General features: G+C 30.6%; 16 protein-coding genes and 1 pseudogene. 2 read left to right on the top strand and 15 right to left on the bottom strand.

The genetic code is table 11. The features are described from left to right. Positions 1 to 85 precede the first annotated feature (85 nt). Positions 86 to 991 (bottom strand): DUF2156 domain-containing protein, encoded by a 906-nt coding sequence (locus KTC94_RS06715; RefSeq protein ID WP_216302925.1) that lies wholly within the window; start codon positions 989 to 991, stop codon positions 86 to 88. 274 nt (positions 992 to 1,265) lie between these two features. Further along, on the bottom strand, positions 1,266 to 4,670 hold the full coding sequence (locus KTC94_RS06720) for an ATP-binding protein (protein ID WP_220286505.1): 3,405 nt from the start codon (positions 4,668 to 4,670) through the stop codon (positions 1,266 to 1,268). Positions 4,671 to 5,008: 338 nt separating this feature from the next. Between KTC94_RS06720 and KTC94_RS06725 the strand changes: the two genes are divergently transcribed. Then, the gene (locus KTC94_RS06725) at positions 5,009 to 6,253 is read left to right on the top strand and encodes an HlyC/CorC family transporter (RefSeq protein WP_165413161.1); all 1,245 of its coding nucleotides are present in this window, start codon (positions 5,009 to 5,011) and stop codon (positions 6,251 to 6,253) included. Positions 6,254 to 6,315: 62 nt separating this feature from the next. Here KTC94_RS06725 and KTC94_RS06730 read toward each other — a convergent pair whose 3' ends face one another. The 3 genes from KTC94_RS06730 to KTC94_RS06740 all read right to left on the bottom strand — a co-directional run bounded on the left by KTC94_RS06730 (position 6,316) and on the right by KTC94_RS06740 (position 9,329). Then, on the bottom strand, positions 6,316 to 7,422 hold the full coding sequence (locus KTC94_RS06730; protein WP_216302927.1) for a DEAD/DEAH box helicase: 1,107 nt from the start codon (positions 7,420 to 7,422) through the stop codon (positions 6,316 to 6,318). 213 nt (positions 7,423 to 7,635) lie between these two features. Beyond that, a complete protein-coding gene (locus KTC94_RS06735; RefSeq protein ID WP_216302928.1) occupies positions 7,636 to 8,196 on the bottom strand; it encodes a hypothetical protein in 561 nt (186 codons plus the stop codon). Positions 8,197 to 8,513: 317 nt separating this feature from the next. After that, the gene (locus KTC94_RS06740; RefSeq protein WP_216302929.1) at positions 8,514 to 9,329 is read right to left on the bottom strand and encodes a ZIP family metal transporter; all 816 of its coding nucleotides are present in this window, start codon (positions 9,327 to 9,329) and stop codon (positions 8,514 to 8,516) included. Positions 9,330 to 9,493: 164 nt separating this feature from the next. Here KTC94_RS06740 and KTC94_RS06745 point away from each other — a divergent pair, with 164 nt between their 5' ends. Next, on the top strand, positions 9,494 to 10,246 hold the full coding sequence (locus tag KTC94_RS06745; protein ID WP_220286507.1) for a lipopolysaccharide assembly protein LapB: 753 nt from the start codon (positions 9,494 to 9,496) through the stop codon (positions 10,244 to 10,246). Positions 10,247 to 10,294: 48 nt separating this feature from the next. On the opposite strand, the gene KTC94_RS06750 is transcribed toward KTC94_RS06745, so the two are convergent. The 10 genes and pseudogenes from KTC94_RS06750 to KTC94_RS06795 form a co-directional block, all read right to left on the bottom strand. Beyond that, positions 10,295 to 10,741: a DUF2383 domain-containing protein gene (locus KTC94_RS06750; RefSeq protein ID WP_220286508.1), complete on the bottom strand. Its 447-nt coding sequence runs from the start codon at positions 10,739 to 10,741 to the stop codon at positions 10,295 to 10,297. Positions 10,742 to 10,824: 83 nt separating this feature from the next. After that, the gene (locus KTC94_RS06755) at positions 10,825 to 11,955 is read right to left on the bottom strand and encodes an ABC transporter permease (protein ID WP_220319989.1); all 1,131 of its coding nucleotides are present in this window, start codon (positions 11,953 to 11,955) and stop codon (positions 10,825 to 10,827) included. Continuing rightward, positions 11,933 to 12,637 (bottom strand): ABC transporter ATP-binding protein, encoded by a 705-nt coding sequence (locus KTC94_RS06760; protein WP_220319988.1) that lies wholly within the window; start codon positions 12,635 to 12,637, stop codon positions 11,933 to 11,935. The genes KTC94_RS06755 and KTC94_RS06760 overlap by 23 nt, the downstream gene beginning before the upstream one ends. A gap of 16 nt (positions 12,638 to 12,653) precedes the next feature. Then, the gene (locus KTC94_RS06765; RefSeq protein WP_220319987.1) at positions 12,654 to 13,793 is read right to left on the bottom strand and encodes an ABC transporter permease; all 1,140 of its coding nucleotides are present in this window, start codon (positions 13,791 to 13,793) and stop codon (positions 12,654 to 12,656) included. A 126-nt stretch (positions 13,794 to 13,919) separates the two neighbouring features. Next, a complete protein-coding gene (locus KTC94_RS06770) occupies positions 13,920 to 14,594 on the bottom strand; it encodes a response regulator transcription factor (RefSeq protein WP_220319986.1) in 675 nt (224 codons plus the stop codon). Positions 14,595 to 14,646: 52 nt separating this feature from the next. Beyond that, a complete protein-coding gene (locus KTC94_RS06775) occupies positions 14,647 to 15,837 on the bottom strand; it encodes a sensor histidine kinase (protein WP_220319985.1) in 1,191 nt (396 codons plus the stop codon). A gap of 70 nt (positions 15,838 to 15,907) precedes the next feature. After that, the gene (locus KTC94_RS06780) at positions 15,908 to 19,159 is read right to left on the bottom strand and encodes a DEAD/DEAH box helicase (RefSeq protein WP_220319984.1); all 3,252 of its coding nucleotides are present in this window, start codon (positions 19,157 to 19,159) and stop codon (positions 15,908 to 15,910) included. Between the two features lie 143 nt (positions 19,160 to 19,302). Next, a complete protein-coding gene (locus tag KTC94_RS06785; protein WP_220319983.1) occupies positions 19,303 to 22,356 on the bottom strand; it encodes an insulinase family protein in 3,054 nt (1,017 codons plus the stop codon). Between the two features lie 242 nt (positions 22,357 to 22,598). After that, positions 22,599 to 23,846: pseudogene (locus KTC94_RS06790) on the bottom strand (IS1182 family transposase); the annotation flags it as partial. Positions 23,847 to 24,018: 172 nt separating this feature from the next. Then, a complete protein-coding gene (locus tag KTC94_RS06795) occupies positions 24,019 to 25,701 on the bottom strand; it encodes a reverse transcriptase domain-containing protein (RefSeq protein WP_304518707.1) in 1,683 nt (560 codons plus the stop codon). Positions 25,702 to 25,825 lie beyond the last annotated feature (124 nt).

Raw genomic sequence — 25,825 nt, forward strand, 5'->3', positions numbered from 1 at the left:
ATTATATGTACTCTTTAAAAATAGACTAGCTGTACGCTAGTCTATTCTACTCTATTAAACCATCACCCGCGATGCTGAAATATCCTTAAGCATTACCAAAATTAAAAATATATTTTTTTTCTAATTTAAAAGGATGATAGGATAATTTAGATTTTCTAAGGCCTACGATTCCTAGGTCCTGTTCCCTATTGATTATCTTAACATCACTAAAACTCGTATCAACAAACGTTTTGTTAATAAAGCTATAGACTCCGCTATACTTTGTATCTGCCTTTTCTATATGAATCACTGCCAAATCATCATTTAATTTTTCTCCCAAACTAAACGCTACAATCTTTTCATCTACATAAACAGCTATCCCTTTATTATTAAAAATTCCCATATCTTTTACGATGTCTTTTATCCCCTGTAATTCGTAATAAAGTACATCATCATCATTATTACCTGCATACCATTTTTCTGCAGCTACTATTACGTCATTTACTACTTCTTCCCCTTTAATGTCTTTAACTTCATAGTTATACTTCTTTATAAAGGAATTATAATGATTTTTTTTCCCATGAAGCTTCTTACCCGAAAGCTTTATAAGCTTTTCTGCTTCATATAAATAATCAAAGTTATCTCTATCTTCCTTGATACAGATACCATGAGCATCATCATATATATCCCTTATCTCCTCCATAACACCCTCATCAAGATCTTTAAATAAGTATTCCATATTGTTTTCTGTTTTGTATTCTTTTAATGCATCTATTATTTCTTTAAGATTTTCTTTACTATATCCCAAAGGTTGCATAAAATAATATCTTCCTTCGAAATCCTTCTTTTTTATTATTAGAGCACCTTTATAAATAGTAAAACAAACATCACAAGCTTCTCTCCATATATATAAAGTTGTAAAAGAATATTCACAACTTAAAAATTTATATGGATATATAAATTTTTCAAATACATTCTTATCTTCAATCATAAGTCTTTTAAAAATCATCATCTCAACCTTTCCCCTTAGGATATACCATAAATATCATCATATTTTTATATTCTTCTATTATTTTAGACCGTTTACTCATTTTTTGCAAGTAGATACTTTTATGAACTTTAGTTACCATATAGATACTAATTAATTATAACATAAATACGTATTTTTTTATAATTCTATTAACTACATTTCTTATAAATATAATAACATTATATTTATAGTATTACCGAATAATATAATATTATTATATTATCAACCTGAAACAGATACGCAGGTAATGATTTAACTATTTATATATATCAGAGAATTCTATTGATAGATTTTGTTCATAGTTTGTTTCAAATACCTCTTTATTATTAAGATTGTTTTCTTCCTCTTCCCTGTCAACTGTTCTAACTGGGAGATTTATAATAAATTCGCTTCCTTTTCCCCCTTCACTATTTACACTAATGTTCCCCTCATGCATTTCTACAAGAGACTTTACTAATGCTAGTCCTATTCCACTACCTTCATTATGCCTTGATGTAGATTTATCGATTTGCGCAAAACGCTCAAAAACAAACTCTAACTTGCCTTTTGGAATTCCTATTCCTGTATCCTTTACAGATATTTCAATAAAACCACCTTTATCATAAATATTAACTAGAATACTTCCCTTTTTATCTGTAAATTTAACTGCATTGGATAGTAAATTCAACATAATTCTTTCAATTTTTTCTTCATCAAATGCAATTATTTTTTCTTCTACATCAGTATCAAATATGAGTGTTATTTCATGACTTTTTATATACTCAGCTACAGATTGCGATATTTCCTCTACAACATAAACTATGTCACCATTTTTCAAGTTAAGACTTATGTAATCTGCCTCTATTTTATTTGTGTCTATTATATTATTTATAAGTCTAAGTAACCTTAGAGAATTCTGATTCATTATATTAATATAATATTTAATCTTTTCATCCCCTAAGTTTTTTGCTCCATCAAGAGACTTTAATAACTGTATTGTGCTACAAATTACATTTAGAGGAGTTCTAAGTTCATGTGACATATTAGTTAAAAAATCCGTTTTCACTTTGTCATATGCTATAAGTTCTTCAACTTGTCTACTAGCTTCGGCATTTTGCACGCTAAGGGCTTCAACTTGGTTTTTAGCTACTCCAAGCTCATTTACTAATGCTAAGGCTTTTTTAACTGAATCCTTTAATGTTATCAAAGTGTTTATTCTACAGAGTAACTCATGCATATTAAAAGGTTTGCTTAAATAATCATTTGCACCACACTCAAAGGATATAACTAAGTGCTCTACATTGCTATCTGCAGTCATAATTAGCACAGGTAGTTCAAAAATCGATTGTTCTTCCCTAATAATCGCACATACTTCATTACCTGAAATATCTGGCATCATCATATCGAGAATTACTAAATCTAAATCTACATTTTCGTCGATTATTCTCAATGCTTCCTTACCACTGGATGCTTCTAAAACTTCAAAAGTGTCATTTGATAGATAATTTTTTAATACTTTAAGATTCACATACTCATCATCAACTATTAAAACTTTATACCTATCTTTCTTACTTGAATTTATATTTTCATTAATAATTTTTCTAACATTATCTATAGATACACTTACTATATCAGGTTTTAGTTCTAGATTATTTGAATACTGCGCTAATAGTTCTGCTGTCTCTTCATTTTCTTTATTATAAAGATTTTCATGAAGATTGCTCTTGAGCTCTTCCTCAGTGCATAATGGGAGAGTAAAAATAAATTTACTGCCTTCTCCTATAACAGAAGAAACCTTTATAGTCCCACCCTGTATTTGAATAAGTTCTTTGGTTACATAAAGCCCTACTCCAGTGCCGCCATACTTTTCTGCAATTCCATCCACCTGCTCATATCTACTGAAAATTTTATGAAGCTTCTGCTCTGGAATTCCTATTCCTGTGTCTGTAACACAAATCTCAACAAAAGAATTTTTTACGATATAGGATAATATTATCTCCCCCTCATGTGTGAATTTTATAGCATTACTAAGTAAATTATATAAAATTTGCTGTATCCTATCTTCATCCCCAAATACATAAGGTGTGTCTTTATCTATTAAATTTTTAAAAGTAACGTTTTTATTATTTATAGATATTTCACTAAATTTTATTACCATTTCTACCACATTGCTTATATTAACAAATTTCGTACGTAACACAATTTGATTATTTTTAAGCTTAGAAAATATCATCATATCGTTAACCAAGTTAGATAATCTTTTAGCACTAGAATTCACCAAAAATAGGTCCTCTCTGAGCTCAACATCTAAATCAGCATATTTATTATTTACTATTCCTTCAGTTAATCCAACAATTCCGTTCAATGGAGTTTTTAGTTCATGTGAAGTTACCGCTAGAAAATCGTCTTTTAATTCATTTAAAGATTTAAGTTTAGCACTACTACTTTCTATGTTAGAAAGTTCATTGGCTTGCCTCTTTGCTAAAACATAGTAATTTACAACAATAAATATTAATATGCCTTGAGATGCAAATGAGTCCGTAATTATTATACTGTATTCATACAAGATATCATTGATTCTTGTAATAAATAAAGCAAACAGTCCAACAACAACTATATGATCAGTTTGTTTGTTATTTATGCATATTTTACAAATCTTACACATCATATAAAATAGCAATGCAAGTGCAGATAATTCAAAAGGTGCTATAAAGTATAAATAATATTTAACCGGAGTAAAAATCACACTTAAAGTATATACCACTCCTAAATAATTGGATACTTTAACTACTTTACGTGACATTATTTTTTCATAAGATTTATCTATAAACAAGATAATAAAGGGAATGTATGCATAAAAGGTCCATATTTTCATTTTTGTAGAGAAAATATAATTAAGGTGAGGGAATAGTGAAAAAAAGAACCCTTGGCCAATAAATAGTGTTCTAATCGCAATGATTAAACAAATGATTGAAAAATATAATTGAGCCTTTTCTTTTCTTCTATTAATAAATAGTCCAAAACTATATATAGCTGCCATGATGGTGCATCCAATAATAAACAAGCTCAATGCTAGCTTCTGCTCTCTTATAGCTGTAATTTCCTTTGACTCCCCAAGTACTAATGTATCTACATATCCATATTTATTATAAAAATTACTAACCCGAAGGACTAAATAGGTTTCATCATTTTCTACATAGAATGAGCCGCTAGCTGGCTCATTTTCTGGAATCATTTCGTTTTTAGATTTGCCCACCCGTCCAGCCGATGTTATTAGTTTATTGTTAGCCCAAAGTTCATATGCATTTTGGATAAAATTTATTTTCACTGAATAAAGTTCCTTCTTATTGTCTATAAGTAGCTTTAATCTGTACGTACAATAGCCTTCTTGTCCAAATGTACCTGGTAACTTCTCATACCTAATAGCGTCTTCAGGAATACTTTGGAAATCCTGAGGCATGTGTAACTCATTGTCATAAAACTCCCATTCTCCATTAAGTTTTATCATACCATCCTTTTTAAAATCCCAATTTCTTAAGTCTAACACCCCCTTTGCTGCCAAGGGTATATTCTTTTTTGTATGGCTAATTCCACTACTTCCTTTTATTATTGTAATAAACATAATTAAAGTTATTGATAGTAACATAAATATTTTTATTTTGTGTGACTTAATTTCTTCCATGAATTATCTCCTTTATTAATTGTATTTATAGTAAAATCTTAAAATATACTCTTATAGTATATAATAACATATTAAATGTCATATATATGATAAATATCAACAAAATACTACTCATTATTCCATGTATTTTGTATTTTAAAAAATTATCTCAAGAAAACAGTTACTGGATAGTAGCTGGTACATTGCAAATGAAGATATGTACTCAAACAAATCAATTTATGTATAACATTTACATATTTGTGTAATCATTTAAAACATTAATGATAATTCCATTTAAATATTTCTTATCTTATGATATAATTTCCTTAGGTTATATCTTAAGGAGCGTGAAATATATTATGGACCCCGATGGTACGTGGCAAATTATATCTTTAGTAATTTTATTACTGTTTTCAGCCTTTTTCTCTGCTTCTGAAACTGCTTTGATGACTTTAAGCAAAATAAGGCTAAGGCATATGGTAGATTCAAAAGTTTGTGGTGCTGAGCGAATTAGTAAATTACTTGAAAATCCAAGTAAACTTTTAGGCGTTATTTTAGTAGGGAATAACATTTCCAATATAGGTGCTTCTGCACTAGCAACTTCCCTAGCCATTCACTATTATAAAGCCTCTGGGGTAGCTATTGCGACCGCTATTATGACAATTCTTGTATTGATTTTTGCGGAAATAACACCAAAATCATTAGCTGCACAAAATTCCGAAAAAATTGCTTTAAAAGTTGCTCGGCCATTAAGTCTAATTACCTTCATTTTAAATCCCCTTATTACAGTATTAATTTATATAACAAATACAATAATAAAAGTACTTGGTGGGGAAGTCACTAAGGTAAAACCTTTTATTACTGAAGAAGAGTTAAAAACAATGGTTAGTGTAAGTCATGAGGAAGGTGTTTTAGAAGGCGAAGAAAAGCAAATGATTTATAATGTATTTGAATTTGGAGATTCGCAAGCAAAAGATGTCATGACTCCAAGAACTGATATGATTGTAGCAAATGTAACCTCTACTTATGAAGAGCTCATAAAAATCTTCAGGGAAGAGCAATTTTCTAGATTGCCTATATATGAAGAGACTGTTGATAATATTATTGGCGTTTTATACATTAAAGATTTAATTTTCTTCGAAGATGGAAGAGAAGAATTCAGCATAGAGAAACATATGCGTGTCCCTTACTTTACGTATGAGTACAAAAGCACCGTAGATTTATTTGCAGATATGCGTGCAAAACGAGTTCCTATAGCCATTTTATTAGATGAATACGGTGGAACTTCTGGAATTGTTACAATCGAAGATTTAGTAGAAGAAATTGTGGGAGATATAGATGATGAATACGACGATGATACAGATAAAATCGAAGTTATCAAAGAAGATGAATATATTGTTGATGGTGACACAAAAATAAGCATGGTTAATGAAATGATAGGCCTCAATATAGAATCAGAGGATTTTGATTCCATAGGCGGTTTCGTTACCGGCATACTAGGACGACTTCCAAAGACAGGCGAGACAATAAATTATAATGACACAAAATTTATTATACAAAACACCAGTAAAAATCGTATAGTAAAACTAAAAATTATAACTTAATATAAATAAAAATACTTAAAGTTAATTTAAATTAGCTTTAAGTATTTTATCGTTTAAATTCACTACAAAATTTTTCTAGGAATTTTACCTTTTATTTTCTTTTCTATAGCATCTAAAAGAACTTTATCCTTTGGAGCTGAAAATAAATATGTATATCCTTCTTCGCCAGCTCTTCCTGTTCTTCCAATGCGGTGGATATATCCTTCTGCACTTTCAGGCATATCGTAGTTATAAACATGACTAACTCCATTTATATCAAGGCCTCTTGCTGCTACATCTGTGGCAATTAAATACTGAATATCACACTTCTTAAACTCTTTCATTATTTTTTCTCTTTTTGATTGAGTTACATCAGAATGTAGTTTTTTACAATTATAACCTTTTTTATAAAGAGCCATCTCAAGATCATCAACTCTTCTTTTAGTTCTACAAAAAATGATGGCCATAAACGGATTATCTTCGTCCATTACTTTACATAAATCTTCTTGTTTGCGTCTATCCGTAGTTTCTATTAAAAATTGTTTTATAGTTTTAAGTGTTGTCTCTTCTTTTTTAATAATTACTTCTTTAGGATCATTCATATACTTATATGCCATTTTTTTCACATCAGAGCTCATAGTTGCTGAAAAACATAGCGTCTGCCTGTTTTTGGGTGTTTTTTCTAAGATAGATTCCACATCATTTTTAAATCCCATAAGAAGCATTTGATCCGCCTCATCTAATACTATGGTTTTAAGGTTATCAAGCCTTACCGTACCTCGACTAAGATGGTCTAGTAATCTTCCTGGTGTTGCTATTACTAAATGAATATTTCCTTTTAATTTTTTCAGCTGTGCACCTATGTCCTTGCCACCATATGCTGCCAAAATATTTAAATTTTTACCTTCTGCAAGCTTTTTAGCTTCACTAGTTATCTGTATTGCAAGTTCTCTTGTAGGAGTCACTATTAATCCTTGAATCGTATTTATATCATTTGACATATTATCAAACATTGGCAGTAGAAACGCAAGTGTTTTTCCGGTGCCTGTTTGTGCCTCTGCTATAACATCCTTACCGTCTTTTATTAGCCTAATACTTTGCTCTTGTATAGGCGTTGGCTCAGTAATTCCTTGAATTTTAATCGTATTTAGTATATCGTCGCTAAGTCCTAGCTCTTTAAACTTTATCATTTTTATTTACCTTTCTATTTAAACATATTTTTGTTAACTTTTTATACAAACCAATTAATTATAGCAGACATTAATTATAATAAGAAGAGTTTTATAAATATTCTGCAATAAAGTGTAGATTGTGTTAAAAAAAAGCAGATGCCCATTAGTTTTACTAATGGATATCTGCCTTCAATTTGAGTACTTTTAAAAGTACAAATTATACTTTATACTTTATTTTTTCAATTCTTGAACTCCAGTTACTTTACTTTTATCATCCATTTTAAATGTAGATTTAGCTTCATCTGTAGTAAAATATACATTTCCGTCTACTGTAGCATCTTTTAACTGAAAGTTGCTTGCTGTTACATAAAGGTCACCTTTGAAAGTTCCATGTTCTATGCTTCCTGCAGGACTACTAAAAGTTAATTTTGGAGCAGTTAAAGTGAATCTAGCTGTTACTACATGTTTATCATCTTGTGTGTATAAACCTATTTTACGTTGTGCAACTGCTGGATCTTTAGTGTTTTTAAAATCACCTTCAACTACAAGCTCTTTATCAACAGTTAAATCCTTAAGCGTTGCAATAATCCATGTACCTTTACTGCTTATTGCATTTTCAAATGCTGCCTGAGTATCTACTATTGAAGCTGTTGTTACTACATCAGTTTTTGCTGGTTCTTTTGTTGCTACCTCAGTTGATGTTGGTTCTTTTTTTGCTTCTTCTTTAGCGCCACATCCTACTAATAAAGTAGCACCTACAGCTAGTGATAGTATTATTGCTTTAATTTTCATACGAATCTCCCCCTTATTTTTTAATTAGCATGTTACATTACTTAACAAAATCAGTATATCACATGTGATAAAAATATAACAAGATGAAATATGGGTATTATGTCGTAATTAGTAATTACAAAATGAACAAAATTAATAACTCCTAATTTAATCTTAATCTTATCTATAAATTCGTTTATTTCTGACATTTAAAATTGATATACTAAAAATAACACCTAGTTTTTTTAGAGAATTTAGATTACCACTAAACTTTTCCATAGCGCCGCCTTTATTTAAATGATATTTATATATCAGCATATTTTTATCATATTTTTACATTATCCCAAAGCTACATCCAATATCATCATAATTACAAACCCTACCATAGCACCTATAGTTGAAATATCTGTTTTTGAATCCTGTTGTGATTCAGGTATTAGTTCTTCAACAACTACGAAAATCATAGCACCTGCTGCAAAGGATAGTGCATAGGGAAGAATAGGTTTCATAGCTATTACTGCAAATGCACCTATCACTCCTGCTATAGGTTCAACTATCCCTGACGCCTGACCGTACATAAAGCTTTTAAACCTAGAGAAACCCTCTCGTCTTAATGGTATAGAAACGGCAGCCCCTTCTGGAAAGTTTTGAATACCAATACCAACTGCCAGTGCAACAGCTCCTGCTAATGAAGCTGAAGGAATGTTAGCTGCTACTGCTCCAAATGCAACCCCAACCGCAAGTCCTTCTGGTATGTTATGTAGCGTTATTGCAAGTACCAATAAAATACTTCTTTGCCAACTAGTTTTAATCCCTTCCGCCTGTTCTATTGGTTGATTAAGATGTAGATGTGGTAAAATTTTATCCACTGCCAAAAGGAAACCCCCACCTGCGAGGAACCCTACTGCCGCAGGAATCCACGATGGTGTACTTGTTAGTTCTGCCATCTCTATAGCAGGAGCTAGCAATGACCAAAAGCTGGCAGCAATCATAACTCCTGCTGCAAACCCAAGCATACCATTTAGCACCTTTCTGCTTATATTTTTAAAGAAAAATACTAAAGACGCTCCTAAAGCAGTTACACCCCAAGTAAATAATGTTGCAAAAAGAGCCTGAACTACGGGATCAAAGCCTTTAAGCCAGTCTATTATCATAAAAAATCCTCCATTCTAATACTTCTTGTATTTTTTCAATAGTACCTTTATTTACAGAATACTATACCCTTTTATGTTTGTAAATATTATCATTTAAGATAAAAACATTTATTTCATTCCAGTCACATGTATACCGTTTTCTTTTATGTCAATAATTTTAATGTGTGATTGCAATTGAAAGGAGCATGTTAATGAAAACTAGTATCCATTTAAGCGATGATGAAACCCTAATTAAAGAATATATAGAAAGAGGCAAGGGGCTTTTCAATGATGGGAAAATTGAAAAAGCATTCAAAAATTTTAATAAAGCCATTTTCCTCAACAATGAATATGCGCAGGCTTATTTTGTCAAAGCTCAAGCTTATATTGAAATGTACGAAGCTTACGAAGCTGAAAAATGCATAAATAAATATTTACAGTTAGTCCCTGGTGACCCAAAAGGCTACTGGAAGTTAATTGATATAAACGATTTAACTGGTGACTTTGATAAATGTATTTACTATTGTGAAAAACTTCTTGAGGCCGATAAACAAAATACAAACATATATTTAAAAAAAGCAGAATTTTTAGCTATTATTAACGATTTTGAAAAAGCTTTAGAATGTTTTGATGAATCCCTAAAACTAAGTCCTGATTTTTATGATGCACTATGTGGTAAAGGAAGTGCACTACTCTCTCTACATAAGGGTAAAGAGGCTCTTGTAATATATAATAAAGCCATTGAAGTTGATATCACTAGAAGTGTTGCATATTTTGGAAAATCAAAAGTATGTATGGCTATGGAAAATCGAATAATAGCCTTAAAATATGCAGCAAAAGCATATGAACTGGAACCTGAAAATGAATGGTATAAATGCCATTATACCGTATTAAAAAATATGTACATAGGTATTAAATCATCTCCTTCGCTGTTGTAATGTCGCTTAATAATAAAATGCTCCCACCTTATATGTGAGAGCACTTTACTATTTACATATTCTCATTGCTTCTTGTATTTTTCTTAAATGATTGTCATAATCGGCTACAACAGCTTTTACTTCGCTCATTAGACTAGCATCCAAATCCTTATTCTGCTCTATAAACTTTTTGCCTTGCTTTATTCCCATTTCCATAGCATCTATTGCATGCTCACACACTTCCAAATCAGTGTTTACGGGTATAAGTTTAATTTTCTCAAAAAAATCCGCCATAGTGCCCATTACCCCAAGAGTATCGGCAGCATTACCACCTAACTTTTCTATCCTATTGGTAATTGCCTCTTCATGTCTTTTAAATGATTCTATAATTTGAACTAGTTCATTTTTGAGCTCTTGCCCTTTAGCTTTACGGAGATAATCCTTAAAAGTAGTACCTCCCATGTGTATGCCCTTTAAAAATTTGTTCATTTCTTTTACATCATTATTTAAAGCCATAATCTCACCTCTGTTTATTGTGAGCATTAGTTAATTACATTATTCGTAATTTTGTCATACATAATTATTTACTTTAATATACCTTAACCTCCAATTACATCAATTGGGTCGGTTTTTCGAAGTTCCTTAATAGGTGCAATTAAACTTAAAAACGATACAATTATTGGTATAAACAGCGCTACCTTTGCACCAGAAATACTCCATAAAGGAATAAATTTACCAGTTGGATAAAGTACAGTTAAATTCAAAATAAAAGTTATAAACGTAGTTAATAGTATTCCACATATATATCCCAGTAAACATACCGTAAAATTTTCCTTCCAAAGTTTAAAATAAAGTGTACTTTTTTTATAACCTATAGCTAATAATACTCCAAATTCGTATTTTCTATTAAGGAAATTAATGTAATTCAAATTTCCAAGTGATATAAATAGCACTACTATTATTATCATATTAAGCATAAATGATAAACTATTCATTGGTTTAAGAATTTCATCATATTGCTTTGAAACACTGTAATAATCCCTAATCAAAATATTTTTAGGTGTGTCTTTAGATAAATAGTTAATTAAATTTTTATCTTTTATATTTTTAACATGAAACACTATAGAGTTCTTCATTACTGCACTTCTCGGAACATTATCCTTATTATCGCTGACTACTGCAAGCATTACTGGACCATCTGTAATTCCTGACACTTTAAATTTACCTTCTATTCCGTAGCTATCGGATACCTCTGAGCCAATATAATCTCCTGTTTTTAATTCGTTTTGCAGAGCATATTTTTTAGGGATAATGATTTCATTCTTATTGGGCCGTGGAAGTCTACCTTGAATTAGTTTCATATCAAGGGTAGTAATAATCCTTGATATATCTTTTTCATAAAAATTTATCACATCAATAGACATTCCACCCAAAAATCCACTATATTGAAGAAAACCATACTCACCAATTAATGGTACAATATAATCTACATTATTATCATTAGTTATTTTGTCTAAGTAATCTTTGGAAATAGGCTCTTCGCTATTGCTAGCTACTGTTGTGTATTTACTGAAAATATTGGTAGCTGTTATCTTTGTTAGCTCAGTAGCACTTTTATTTATTAGTGAATAAAAATAAATTAGTAAGACACCTACCATTATAGACATTAGTATTGGCAATATTTTAGAAGTATTATTTTTAATATACTTAAAGGGTGATAGCGGATTCATTATATCCCTCCATTCCTCTTTTTTTAATTGAGGTAACAGCGCCATCCCATATATTAATTATATCGTCTGCATTTTCAAGTATGGAAGCATCATGTGTTACAACTATAACTAAGGCATTATTTTTATATTCGTCCAATATCTTCATTACTTCCATTGCACTGGCATGGTCTAAGGATGCAGTAATCTCATCACCAAAAATTACTTTAGGGTCATTTATAAGTGCTCTAGCAATTGCAGCCTTTTGTCTTTGCCCACCGGATAATTGATGAGGCCTTTTATTGGCCAAATGCCCAATGCCAAGCTTTTTTAATAAACCCAACGCCTTTTCTTTTGCAGGAGTACTATTGTCATTTATTGGTGTTAATACGTTATCTACTATTGTCATATAATCTATAAGAAAATGTCTTTGAAAAATGAACCCAAAATCTTTACGCCTAAGCCCTGTACTTTTAGAAATAGATAATTCATTAAATTTCACATTATTGTAACTTATGGTTCCCGATGATGGGATTTTTAGTCCTGCTAAGGAATATAGCAATGAACTTTTACCACTACCAGATGGTCCCATTATGCCTATTAATCTATTTCCTTCCAATGAAAGATTAATATTTCTTAAAGCATATGTCTGAACCTCTTTTCCAATATCATATATTAAATTTAGATTTTCCACTTTAAATAACATAATAATTCACTCCTTTTTATATTCCTTCAATCATAACTATAGGATCTAGCTTACTTATCATTCTATTTACTGGTATTAATGTAAATAGCGTTGTAAATAGTGGTATATAAAGCGCCATTAAAAATGCTTTTGAAGAATAGTGTACTGAAACCCCACCAACGGCTCCAAATGCTCCATTATTAATTAATACAGAAGACAACCATCCAACTATTATCCCTAGAGTAAATCCTAGTAGATTTACAATAAACACTTCCCAAAATACTTTCTTCATTAATTCCACCTTGGTATACCCCATGGCGTTTAAAATACCAAGTTCCTGTTTTCTACTAAAAAACTCTACATATTTAGAGCTTCCAGTGGAAATAACCATTACAATAATCGCAAGTATACAAATCATATCTAATGTACGCATTATAGATGCTCCTTTATTATAAAGTTTAATCATTCCACTTAAAGTCATCACTGCTACCCCTTTTTTAGGGAAACTTAGTAGTAGTTTATCCACCTCTTTTATTTTGTTATTCTTTGGAAAAACTAATATGGATTTTTCCGCTGTAATTGCATCATTGGTATTTGTTGTTGCTACATCAGTGTTATAAGGCATAAATGATAAAAACCCGTCGCCTTTAACTATTCCTACCACTGTATACTCACCATTTAAGGCATCATTTGTTTCAATAGAATTTCCAATTTTATCTCCAATCACAACATTTTTATTTTTTGATACTCTATAATCTAGTGCCACTTCTTTATGATTTTCTAGTGGTAGCCTTCCCTCCTTTAATGTAATGTTGTTTTTTTTCATAACATACTCTATATTTTCAGGTCTTATACCTAAAATAAAAGCACTAGTGCTAGCTCCAGGTATAGTATAGACTGTTTCATATGAAACAAATGAAATTATGTTTTCTACATTAGAGTTGTCTTTAAGGATACTCATGATACTTTTTGGTATTGGTTTGTTTTTTCCAATACTTTGCACCGTCATATGATTTTTATATGGGTTTACTTTTAGATCTTGCAGTGAGTCCCCTATAGATTTTACAAATGTCTGAAAAATATATAAAAATGAAACAGCCACTAATATTGATATGGTAGAAGTAATAAGTTTTTTCTTGTTATTTTTGCAATAACTTAAAGCTGATAAAGGTTTCATTTTACTAACTCCTTTCAAAACTAAAATTTATAATTTCTTTAATAAAATACTACCAATTTTAGGAGTAATAAAAAAGTAACCCTGGTCACAAAATAAAGTGACCAGGGTTACTTTTTTAATGTATATCTATTCCATAAGTAAATCCTTAATATATATTGCCGCTGATGTTCTATCAGAAATGCCTATTTTACTATACAGATTACTTACATAGTTTTTTACTGTTCCACCAGATATGTATAGTGAAGATGCAATTTGCTTATTGGTAAAACCCTGAGCTAGCATTTTTGCAATTTCAGTTTCTTTTTCTGAAAGCCCAAAAGAATTTAATAATTTAGCTTCACTATTTTCATTATTTTTTTGATTGTCATTACTGTACTGTTTGACTATTTTACCAGCAAGCACTATAGCAATTTTAGAAGGCAATATAAAAGCACCCTTGTAAGCATCCTTCACTGATTTTATAAGTCCATCCCCCTCTATGTCCTTCAAAATATAACCAGAGGCACCATTGCTTAAAGCTTTAACTATGAATTCTTCATCATCAAAGGTGGTAAGAATGAGTATCACTATATTAGGGAATTTTTCCTTTATTAATTTGGTGCATTGTACTCCATCCATATTTGGCATTCTTATATCCATTAGCACCACCTGAGGTTTAGTTTCAGAGCATAATTCTAATGCCTCCACCCCATCCTTTGCAAGGGCCACTACTTCTATATTTTCCTCTAGTTCAAGTATTGTCTTAAGTCCATCCCTCATAAGGGTTTGATCATCTGCAATTAACACCCTTATCTTGTCCATAAAAGCCTCCCTCGAAAATAAAGCATTCAATATTATTATATTTTCCTAAAAGTTATTGCACGCAGGCTTTAGAATAAGGAAGCGTAATGAGAAGTTCTAATCCCTCTTGCACATCAGAGTTAATGTCAAAGTTTCCTTCTAAGTCATAAACTCTATCTCTCATAGCCCGAAGCCCGAATCCGTAGTTTAATATACCTGCACCTTCGCCATTATCTTCAAGAGAAAAACGTACTTTATCTTCTTTTTTTATAAGTTTAAACAAAAAAGCAGTACTTTTACCATGACGAATCCCATTTGTCAGCCCCTCTAGTAGAGAAGATAAAATTACATTTTTCGCTTCTTTAGTTAAATTTAATGAAGAGTCTATTTCAGTTTTAATTACCACTCCTGAATGTAGCTGGGTATCCTTTATTATCGTATCTAAAGAAGGATAAAACTCCAGTAATTCGTCACCTTTTTCAAGCACCCGCACAGAGGCACGAATATCATTAAGACCCTTTCTCACTTGACTTTGTGCTAGGCAAAGTTTTTCTAGTGATAAATTCGAATTCACCTTCATCAGTCTTTTGCTAGCCTCTATTTCGACTAGTACAGTTGTTAATGTATGTCCCACTGTATCATGAATTTCCCGTGCGATCTTATTTCTTTCTTTAATAACAGTCATCATCTCTAACTTTTCATATGCATCCTTTAAATTCATATATATGTATTCTTTTTCTAATTTCTCCATAGTTATTTTATTTAAAGAGACTTCAATTATTTCTGCTTGCTTTAATAAATATCTCACAAGGAAAAACATTAAATAAATCATAGAAAAAACTGATAGACTTAAAAGTATTTTCACGATGATTCTTGTAAATTCAAAATTCACCATAATACTTAAAGTTACGCAGTAAAGTACAAAGGAAAAAATTGAAACAACTATACCAACTGCTACTTTGAAATTTAGAACAATATCTTCCAACATAAAATAATATAAGCATAAAGATAGATGAGAGCTATCATATATATTAAGTATAAATATGAATATATAATCTATTGCTAAAGAAAAACAACTTAGATTTTTATGATTTTCACTATCATATATGAAAAATACTCTAATTGTGTAAGATGTTAAAAATAAAAAAGTTAAAGTAATAATTAACAATTGATTTTGAGCGTTATAAAGTGCAGTTATTAAAAAAATTCCGGTAAATAGTATATACTTGATAATAAGCAAAATGTCCTTAATCTTATTTTTCATAAAATACCTCATAATTTTTAAAATAGTATTATTACTCAACTTTACAATAAAAAGGATTTCCATGAAAGTTTTATTCCTTCATTTCAAATAATCCAAATATATCTTCCTCGCTCATTGCTGCAAATCCTTTGCCGCCGGATAGTTCATCCCCCATAAGCTCTGATATAAGCTTTTTCTTCTCTTCTTGAAGTGACAGAATTTTTTCCTCAATGGTGCCCTTAGCTATAATTTTTATAACACTCACCACATTCTTTTGCCCTATTCTATGGGCTCTGTCTGTGGCCTGCTCTTCTACTGCTGGATTCCACCAAGGATCAAAGTGAATTACTACATCTGCTGAAGTTAAATTTAGTCCTGTGCCTCCAGCCTTTAAGCTTATTAAAAACACAGAGTTTTCGCCATCATTGAAATCTTTTACCAAATTCATTCTCTTCTCTGAAGGCACCGCTCCATCTAAGTAACTAAAAGATATTGCCTCCACTATAAGTCTTTTTTGTATATTCTTAAGAACAGAAGTAAATTGGGAGAAAACAATTACTCTATGTCCCTCATCTATACTCTTATGAAGTTGTTCCACTAAAGCTTCTATTTTTGCGCTACCACCACTATAATCATTCATGAGTACTGTGGGATCTAAACATATTTGTCTTAACTTTGTAATATACGAAAGTATCTCTATTTTACTATTTTTAAACTCATCATTTTTTACCTTCTTTTCAATAAGTTCCATTGCATGGTTTGCATAGGTTTTATAAACCTTCTTTTGTTCCTGCTCTAAATTTACCAAAAGCGTTTTTTCTATTTTATCAGGTAATTCCTTTAAAACATCTTTTTTTCGACGCCTTAAAATAAAAGGTTTTATAAGCCTATTTAAATCTTCTAACACCTCCGGACTTTCCTTAAGCTTTTTATGATATCTCACACTAAATCTCTTTTGATCATATAGGTATCCTGGCATTATGAAATCAAATATAGACCATAAATCCATAAGAGAATTTTCTATCGGCGTGCCTGATAGTGCGAATCTTGTCTTCGCCCCTATCTCCTTTACAGCTATTGCATTTTGAGAGTTTGGATTTTTAATGTTCTGAGCTTCATCAAGTATGCAACAATCAAACTCTAATGGTTTGTAGCTTTCCAAGTCCCTCTTTAATAGATTATAGGTAGTTATAATCACATCATAATTTTCTATACTATTTATTATTTCTTCTCTCGCATCCTTTAACCCATTAACCGCAGCAACCTTTAACCTAGGTGCAAACTTTTCAAGTTCACTTATCCAGTTATATATTAGGGATGTAGGCGCTACAATTAAAGTCTTACTTCCCTTACTCGCTAATATAAAAGTAATAGCTTGAATGGTTTTACCAAGACCCATTTCGTCTCCTAAAATTCCACCAAACCCTAAATAATCTAAGGTTTTAAACCAATTATATCCGATCTTTTGATACTCTCTTAATTTCCCCTTGAAATCAACTGGCTCTTTAAAATTCAATTTCTCAATGTCCTTAATCTTATCTCTTACTTCTTTTAATTCTTTTTTTCCTTTTATATATCTAATGTTATTTTCCTTTAAATAACCATCTAGGAAAATGCCTTTACTATTAGATATTTCAATATGATTATTGTAACTATCAGATGATGTAATCACATCTAAAAGCTTTAAGAATTTATTAAGCTCTAATTCCTCCAAATCAAGGTACTCACCATTTTTCAGCTTATAATACTTAAGATTATTTCTAAAAGCTCTTAGTATATTTGTAGTTTCTCGTGGCTCAATATCCCCTATTTTGAAATCCATTTCAAAATAATTATACTTTCCGCTTTTAATATCTCCACTAATGCCCTTAGCACCTAATGATTTTATACCTTTAAAGTTTTCGGAGTAATATACTTCCCCTATTTCTTGAAGTCTCGCAATATCACTTTTAAAAAATTTGAATATATAGTCCTCTCCCTTTGAAAAATAAAACTTATTTTTTATTTCCTGAAAACCTAAGACTTTTAAACCCGAAGTAACTTGGGCTTCCTCTTTAGAATCCCTATATATTATTTTTTCTGCGCAATCCTCAAAGATATTAAACTCAAAATTTCCATACTTCACCTTTAATGTTAGAGTAATATCTTTCCCCTCCTGATTAAAGTAGAAATTAAACTGACTTTTACACATTACTATTTTATCTTTTATAGTCTTAGATAAGACAACATTCGGTGACAATAAATTAAGATCTGGAATTAGCCGCCTTAATATGTTTTCCTCCTCGAGGTTTGTCATAGTTACGACCTTTGCCTCATTAAAAACTTGAAGGTACGGACTTATCTTATAACAAAACTCATAATCTGGAAGATATATATTGGTACCATACAAAAAAACATCATTCTTAGATCCTAAAGATGCTGGCATTCCACTTGAAGATTTGAGCACATAATTATCCTTTATTATTTTCAAATCAAAATCTAGGGGTGGAGCCTCATATAAAATTTCTGTATCCACAGGTCTATAAAAAAAGCCATCATTTAAATAGACTCTATGCTTAATTATAATTTCGAAAAATTCCCTGGTTAGATATTTAGGAATATTTATGTTTTTTCCATCTACATACCGGTCTTCACGTCTGTTAACGTGCCTCCGAGTTCCCTCGATTGTCTTTAACATTTCAATAAAATCAATAATTCTTTTATCCTTTGTAGACATTTTTTGATTTTCCATATTAAAAGTGAAATTTTTGCTATAGTTTATAGGAATATTATTATAATACCCTAATAAAAAGTGATTGATATCCTTTAAAACATAAAGATTACTTGCACTCATAGAACTTAACCCTATTTTAAACTCAGCTGTAAGGTCGCTAGTCCACTGATTTTTATTTATGTACACCTCTATTTTAATTTCTTCTTTATGTCTTTCATCGCCCAAAAGCATAGATAGTACATTGCTACTATTTTTAAATATACTTGGATTCATAACATCATCTTCCCTTAAAAGTGGGTGACTTGATAAATCCTCTAATGCTTTATAAAATGTTGCTACTAAATGTTTGCAACAATAATTTTCTTTTTTAAACTCATTGCTTTCAAAATTAGAACAGCTACAGAATGTAGTAAAAATACTTCTCCGAACTGCATCCATCTCAATTTTCGTGTGATATTCATTAAAAAGTTTCTCTGAAATCACATTGCCATCTATACATATTAATTTATCTTCATTTGTAATATTTATAGAAGAAACCAAATCATTATTAAGGACCCTTTGCCCACTGGCATGATTTTTACCACTGGTTCCTTCATTAAATATTTGTAATATCATATCTTCTTTCAACATATTTTCTCCCTAGTTCTTAAGTTTTATAATCTTTTAATTATACCATAAACACAGAAAGAACATAAAACTTGCGCTTTATGTTCTTTTCTAAATGTATACTGCAATTTAAAGCATATTTAATCATCCCCTGCGGAGCTAAAATATTAATGTTTAGCCTTCTTAATAGGTACTATAATCCTATCGAATAAATCTTTATTTTGATTTACTTTAGTTTCACTACCAACAACGCAGTGTAATTTCTGTTTTTTTATAGTATCCAACAGATCCGCGAAGTTTCTTATGTCACCCGCGGTAGTCGCTAACACTTCATCACGTAGCTTTTGAATATCAGCTTGAGTAGTTCCTGTAAAATACATATTGTCCCCCATTAGACTTTTAGAAGATGGCCCTGCTAAAGAATCCATACTTCCTATCGTTCCTATTATATAATTAGTCATATCCTTTTCACTTGCTTTAAAGTTTTTTAAAAATTTTAAAGCATCATCAAATGTGTTTAATGTCTCCTTTAAATTTGGATCGCGGTAAGAATAGAACAATACCTCGTCCTTTGTAAAACTCATAGCCCCACCGTATGCACCGCCTTTCACTCTAACTTCCTGCCATAAATAATCACTATTTAAAATATTTTCAAGAACCTTCATATGTCCATTATAGTTGTACCCTGCTTTTTTAAAACAACCAGCCTTAACCACATATTGCACTTGAGATGGAATTACAAAAGCCTCATTCTTTTTCGAAAAATCAAACTCATATTTCTGCTTAGGAAATTTTTTATCCTTAATTCTTTCTCCTAATTTATTAAGACTAACAACAAAGTCTTCATAATTTTTTTCATCTCCAGTGTAACTTACAACCAAGTCCTCTTTGTTAAATACAATATCTTTAACATCATTTAAATTTTTTACCGTTTCTTCAAATTTCACATCAAAGTTATCATCCAAATCACAAATAAAATCATAGTAAGGCAAATAATCCAAATCAGTATACTTACCACTATATGATAAATAGGACAATGCACGTTTTATTGCAATTCGGTTACCTTCATTAACAAACATAGATTCATAATTTACTCTTATTTTTTTAATTAAATCTTTCATCCGTTCCTTATCATCAAACTTACTATGATTCATTATTTCATCTAATAGTTCCAAAGAATTTGGTAATGCATTATTAATAGAATTTACTGAAACACTCATTTTAGGAGAGTATTTATTACTATCAGTATTATTTTTAAATGATGTTGAATTAAAGGCAATTCCCCCGGTATACTTCATCATTTTATTTGAAAGTTGCATAATATTATATTTTTCAGTACTAACATTACCTAAAACGCTCGCAAGTAATTTCAAATATAATACTTTGTTTTGAGGAACCTTTGAACTGTCAAAATATAAATTAGAATAAGTAATTCCATCAGTGAACATAGGATGACTTAATACTTTTATACCTCCTTCTAGTTTTTCTATTGTTGGAATTTCTTCCGATTTTAAATTTAAATCCTTAAGAGTAAGTGTTGGTATTTTCGATAATTTTTCTTTTGAATCTGATGTTCCCTGCCATTTTTTTAATTCTTCTGCGTCTTTTTTAATTGTAGCTAATTCAATTTGCGATAGTGATTTTTTATACTCTGAAAGTTTCTTTTTTACCATTTCTTCTTTTATTTCATTTAATCCACTAGAAGGTTTTAAAACAACTAATGAATTATTTTTATTATCCAATAAATATTTTTGTACTAACTTTTCAAAATACCCATCGGATATTTTAGATTTTATTTTATTAAGTGCTGGGGTAATCTCTAGATATTCTGTAGGGCTCACATCATAATTCCAGCAATTTAAAGCTGAAGACATATAATTCATACCTCTGTTAGCATCCGAATTTTGAGTACGCAAACTTAGTTCTACAGCACTGAATACTGAATTTACTAATTCTTTATCAAACCCCTCTTTTACCACTTGTTTTAAGGAATCATCAACAAGACCTTTAAATTTATATTTCTCTGATTCATTTGCATTGGTAGCAATTATACTGAAAGTTGGTTGCTTAGTTGAGGGGTTAAAACTTGCATAGACATCCCCTCCAATCCCATTATTTAATAATGATTTCCTTAGAGGTGAAGTTTTAGTATTCAAAAGAATCTCTTGCAATATTTGAAAACCTAAAATATTTTCTACATCTGTTACCTTATCGATCATATAATTAGATGATAAGTACGTCATATCTGCTGTACCTACACCTTTAGCCACAGGATATAAAGCTGTTTTTTCAACCTTTTTTTCATTTTCATAAGGTTTCTGTAATTTAATTTTACTATCCACTGTTGTTTTTTTAAGTTTACTTAGATAATTATCATTCATAAATTTCAATGTATGTTCAATATCCAATTTTCCATATAAATATATAGAGCTATTTGATGGAACATAATATTTTTTATATGTTTCGATAAATTTGTCGTAGGTTAGGTCAGGAATATTATCTGGCTTACCTCCCGATTCAAAACTGTATGAATTTTCATTAAAAAGCGATTGATTAATAGTATTAGATAATATTACCTCTGGAGAAGAGTTATTCCCTTTCATTTCATTGTATACTATTCCATTATAATGTAACTCTCCTGTCTTACTATTAACCTCGTAATGCCACCCTTCTTGTTTAAGTATTTTAGGATTTTTAGATATATTTGGATAAAACACTGCATCCATGTATACACCCATCAAATTGTCAAAATCCTTTTCATTCTTACTTGCTACTGGATACATTGTAAAATCCGGTCCTGTAAACGCATTTATAAATGTACTTAGTGATTGCTTAGTCATAATTAAAAATGGGTCTTTAACAGGATACTTCTTTGAACCGCATAAAACTGAATGCTCAATAATGTGGTTAACACCAGTATTATCATTCACTGGAGTACGGAAACTTATTGAAAATACTTTGTTTTCATCCTCATTCTGTAAATAAATCAGTTTAGCCCCACTTTTAATATGCTTAAATATCATGGCAGTTGAGTGTACATCGGGAAGCCATTTTTTAGACTCTAACATAAAGCCTGATATACTTTTTCCTACTGACAATGAATTATTTAATTGTGCCTGCTTCGTTTGCGCAACTTGCGCACCTAGTACAACACTACTGAAGCTATTAAATAATAATCCAATTGCTACCAATATAGAAGTTATTTTTGTGAACCTCTTCATTTGATTCCCCCTTAACTATAAAATTTGTAATATTATAATTTTTTATGTTATAAGTAGTATGTTTTATTTACAACATTCGATGCATCAATTATTGTATATCCTAAATTTAACTTAGAAATAATCAAAAAAATAACTATAAGATTAAAATTTTACAATAAAAAAGAAGCTCACTTTTCAGTGAGCTTCAGGTTGTTTACAAACCCAGTATAATTTTTTTATTATACTGGGCTTTTTACATGCAATTATGCGATAGCATTTTGAGTTATGGATAAATGTAAAATAACAACTATCTTCTTAGTTAGAAAATCAAAAAACAGTAAAGATAGCAGGCTAGCTATCTTTTTCATATTCTGCACTGCTGCTGTAAGCAGACACTGCTCTTGCACATTTTCTAATCCACGCATATGGCAATAGCGAAGCCCATGCAGTTGTTTTGAATCTGCGAAGCTTCGCTCTATAGTTTCTTTTCTTCTTCTATATATATTTCTGCCTTTATCTGTTCTGGTGAACTTTACAACATCTTCTTTATACGTTTCCCAAACATGTCTTCTAATAGTTTTAAACTTGCTTTTTGCAGAAAAGCATTGAGCTCTATTTGGACATATCTCGCAATATTTTGCATTACCAACATATTCTTTATATCCTTCTCTTGTTGTCGTTTTATAATGTAAAGCCCTTAGGTCAGGGCATACGTAAATGTCCTGTTCTTTAAGATATTGGAATTTATTTTTTGTGTACATTCCTTTTGTATGTGGAGACCTACGGTATCCCATTACAGATTTTAATTCCCTCTCATATAGTTCTTTACATATAAGATTTGTAGCATAACCAGCATCTGCACCAACATATTTTGTATTAAAATTAAACTTTTTTATTTGCACATCTAATCTATCGATATAAGGATCAACATCATTTATGTTTCCAGGAGTAACATACACATCAGTAATTATATTATGTCTGCTATCGACAGTTCTGTGATCTAAATATGAGAAGCCTTCCGGCTTGCCATCTCTCATCATATATCCACTGTCAGGGTCGGTTGTGCTAACTTTAGTTTCTTTTATTTTGGTGACAGGTTCTTTTTCCTTTAAAGGTTTTTTACCATGGTTTATTCTATCTTCTTCCACTGCTTTATTAAGTTCAGCTACATATTCTTTCGGCGTTTTTTCAACTTCAATTTTCACAAGCTTTCGCTTATTAGCATTTGCTTTTAGGTGTGTAGAATCTGTGTAAAGTATTTTACCGGTTACCATCTTAAGATTTATAGCCTTAAATACTACTTCGTCAAATATTTTTTGAAACACATCTGTACCTTTAAATCGTCTACGCCTATTTTGGCTAAGTGTTGAATGATCTGGAATAGGATCAGTAAGACTTAGTCCTAGAAACCATCTATAAGCCACATTTACTTCAATGTCCTTTACAAGTTGTCGCTCAGATTTTATTCCAAATAAGTACCCAATAAACAGCATTTTAAAAAGTATAATAGGATATGAAGATAGGTAAGACTCTGATATTACTACCTCGGTCTTTTCCCCCTTCCCACACTGTACGGGCGACTTTCATCGCATACAGCGTTCCAACGTCTGACAAACTGAAAACTCAAATATATTTATAACCACTTTTGAAATCAAGTTTTTTTTTTTTTTTTTTTTTTTTTTTTTATAGCAAACTTATCAATTCTTCGACCCTTTTATGATACTTCTTTCCAACCACATCATATAATTTTGCTCTATTATTACTATGTAGTATGATATGTTGCTCCTTACTTAGTATGCATAGATTATTATAATCGTCTTTACCACCCTTATTACAAGGCACTATATGATGGCAATGATAATCTTCTACTGGAACTACTTCCCCAGAGATATGACTCAATCCATGTAACGAACTATATTTACTAATTCTAAATTGACTAAATCTACTTGCCTGACGAGATAATTTAGCACTCTCTACAAGGTACTTAATATCATTAAGAGATACACCAGGCTTATGGTTTTTCTTTTCACCATAATCGTACGGATTGATTCTACATATTTTACCTTTTATTGCACTCACTAATTTATATTCCCAATTAGCCCATTCTATATGAACAATTGGTATATCATACAACATGTAGTATCCTGTTTTACCCCAACTTTTATATGTACCCTTTCTAAAATTATTCTTGATTTTTTGTTCTGTTATAAACTTAATTCGACCTTCCATTGTATTATAAAACCTTTTGTAAATTCGCCATCCTAACTTTCCAAAACATTTATTAAACTCATTCATACCTTTATAGTAATTATGTAATCCTATAATATATACATTCCAAGCCATGATGTTCTCATAACTAGGTATTTTTTTAATATCATTAAGTCTTTTACAACATTCTTCTACTATTAAATTCCCCTTATCCTTTGGTAAGCTGTTAATTACCATTAGCTCCTTACCATTTCTTATTCTACTACGTTTTTGATAAAGCTTAAAATTATAGCCCAGATATTTCATCTTTTCTTTCTTTAAATCATAAATTTTAGTTTTATCTTCATTAATAATAAGTTTCATATTTTTTGTAAGATATTTCGTTACACTATATTTAAACTTTTCAGCATCACTCTTACTCTTACATAAAACTAAAATGTCATCAGCGTACCTTACATGGATACCAATTTTCAAATTAGTTCTTCTCATATTTGAACGTCTATTGTCTATATTATGAAACTTATTAACACTTTTATCATGCCAATCATCACCCTGATCTCGCAACCATACATCAAAACGATGAAGGTACACATTTGATAATAATGGTCCTATAATACTACCTTGTGCAGAACCCTTCGGGTCATAGATTTTGCACCCTGCTTCTAGGTAACCTTTCTTAATAAAACGATAAATATAGTTTAATATTACTTGGTCATGTATTCCCATATGCCATAGTTCCCTATACATAATATTAGGGTCTATAGTTCCAAAATAATCCTTCATGTCTACAGATAAGACATATGGCATAACATTAGTTTGGTTTTTAACTTTTGCTATTGCATTATGTGTTGATACTTGCTCCCTAAATCCAAAGGAACTAGGAACAAACTTAGTTTCACAGTACGGGTCTAATACTAGCTGAATACACTTCTCAACAAGCTTATCCCAGATTGTGCATATGCCAATAGGTCGTTTCTTACCATCACCTTTAGGAATATAAATACGTTTAACATAATCCATCTTTTTATTAAGTAAACGGTCTTTTACTATCATACCTAACTCAATAAAATTCGTTTTTGCTATGGTATCATAATTAGAACCATCTGGTCCTTTTGTCATTCTTCCTTTACCCTTGCTAAGTTGACGTACTGCTAGCATAACATTCTCTTCGGAATAAACTAAAGGACTTAAATTACGCAAATCTATATTTCCATTTTTAAAATCTTCAAATCTCTGTTTCATATCTATGAAGTAAATATTATTTATACTCGTTAGTCTGACT

It is taken from the genome of Clostridium sp. CM028 (genome assembly GCF_030585565.1).
Lineage (GTDB): Bacteria > Bacillota > Clostridia > Clostridiales > Clostridiaceae > Clostridium_AD > Clostridium_AD estertheticum_B.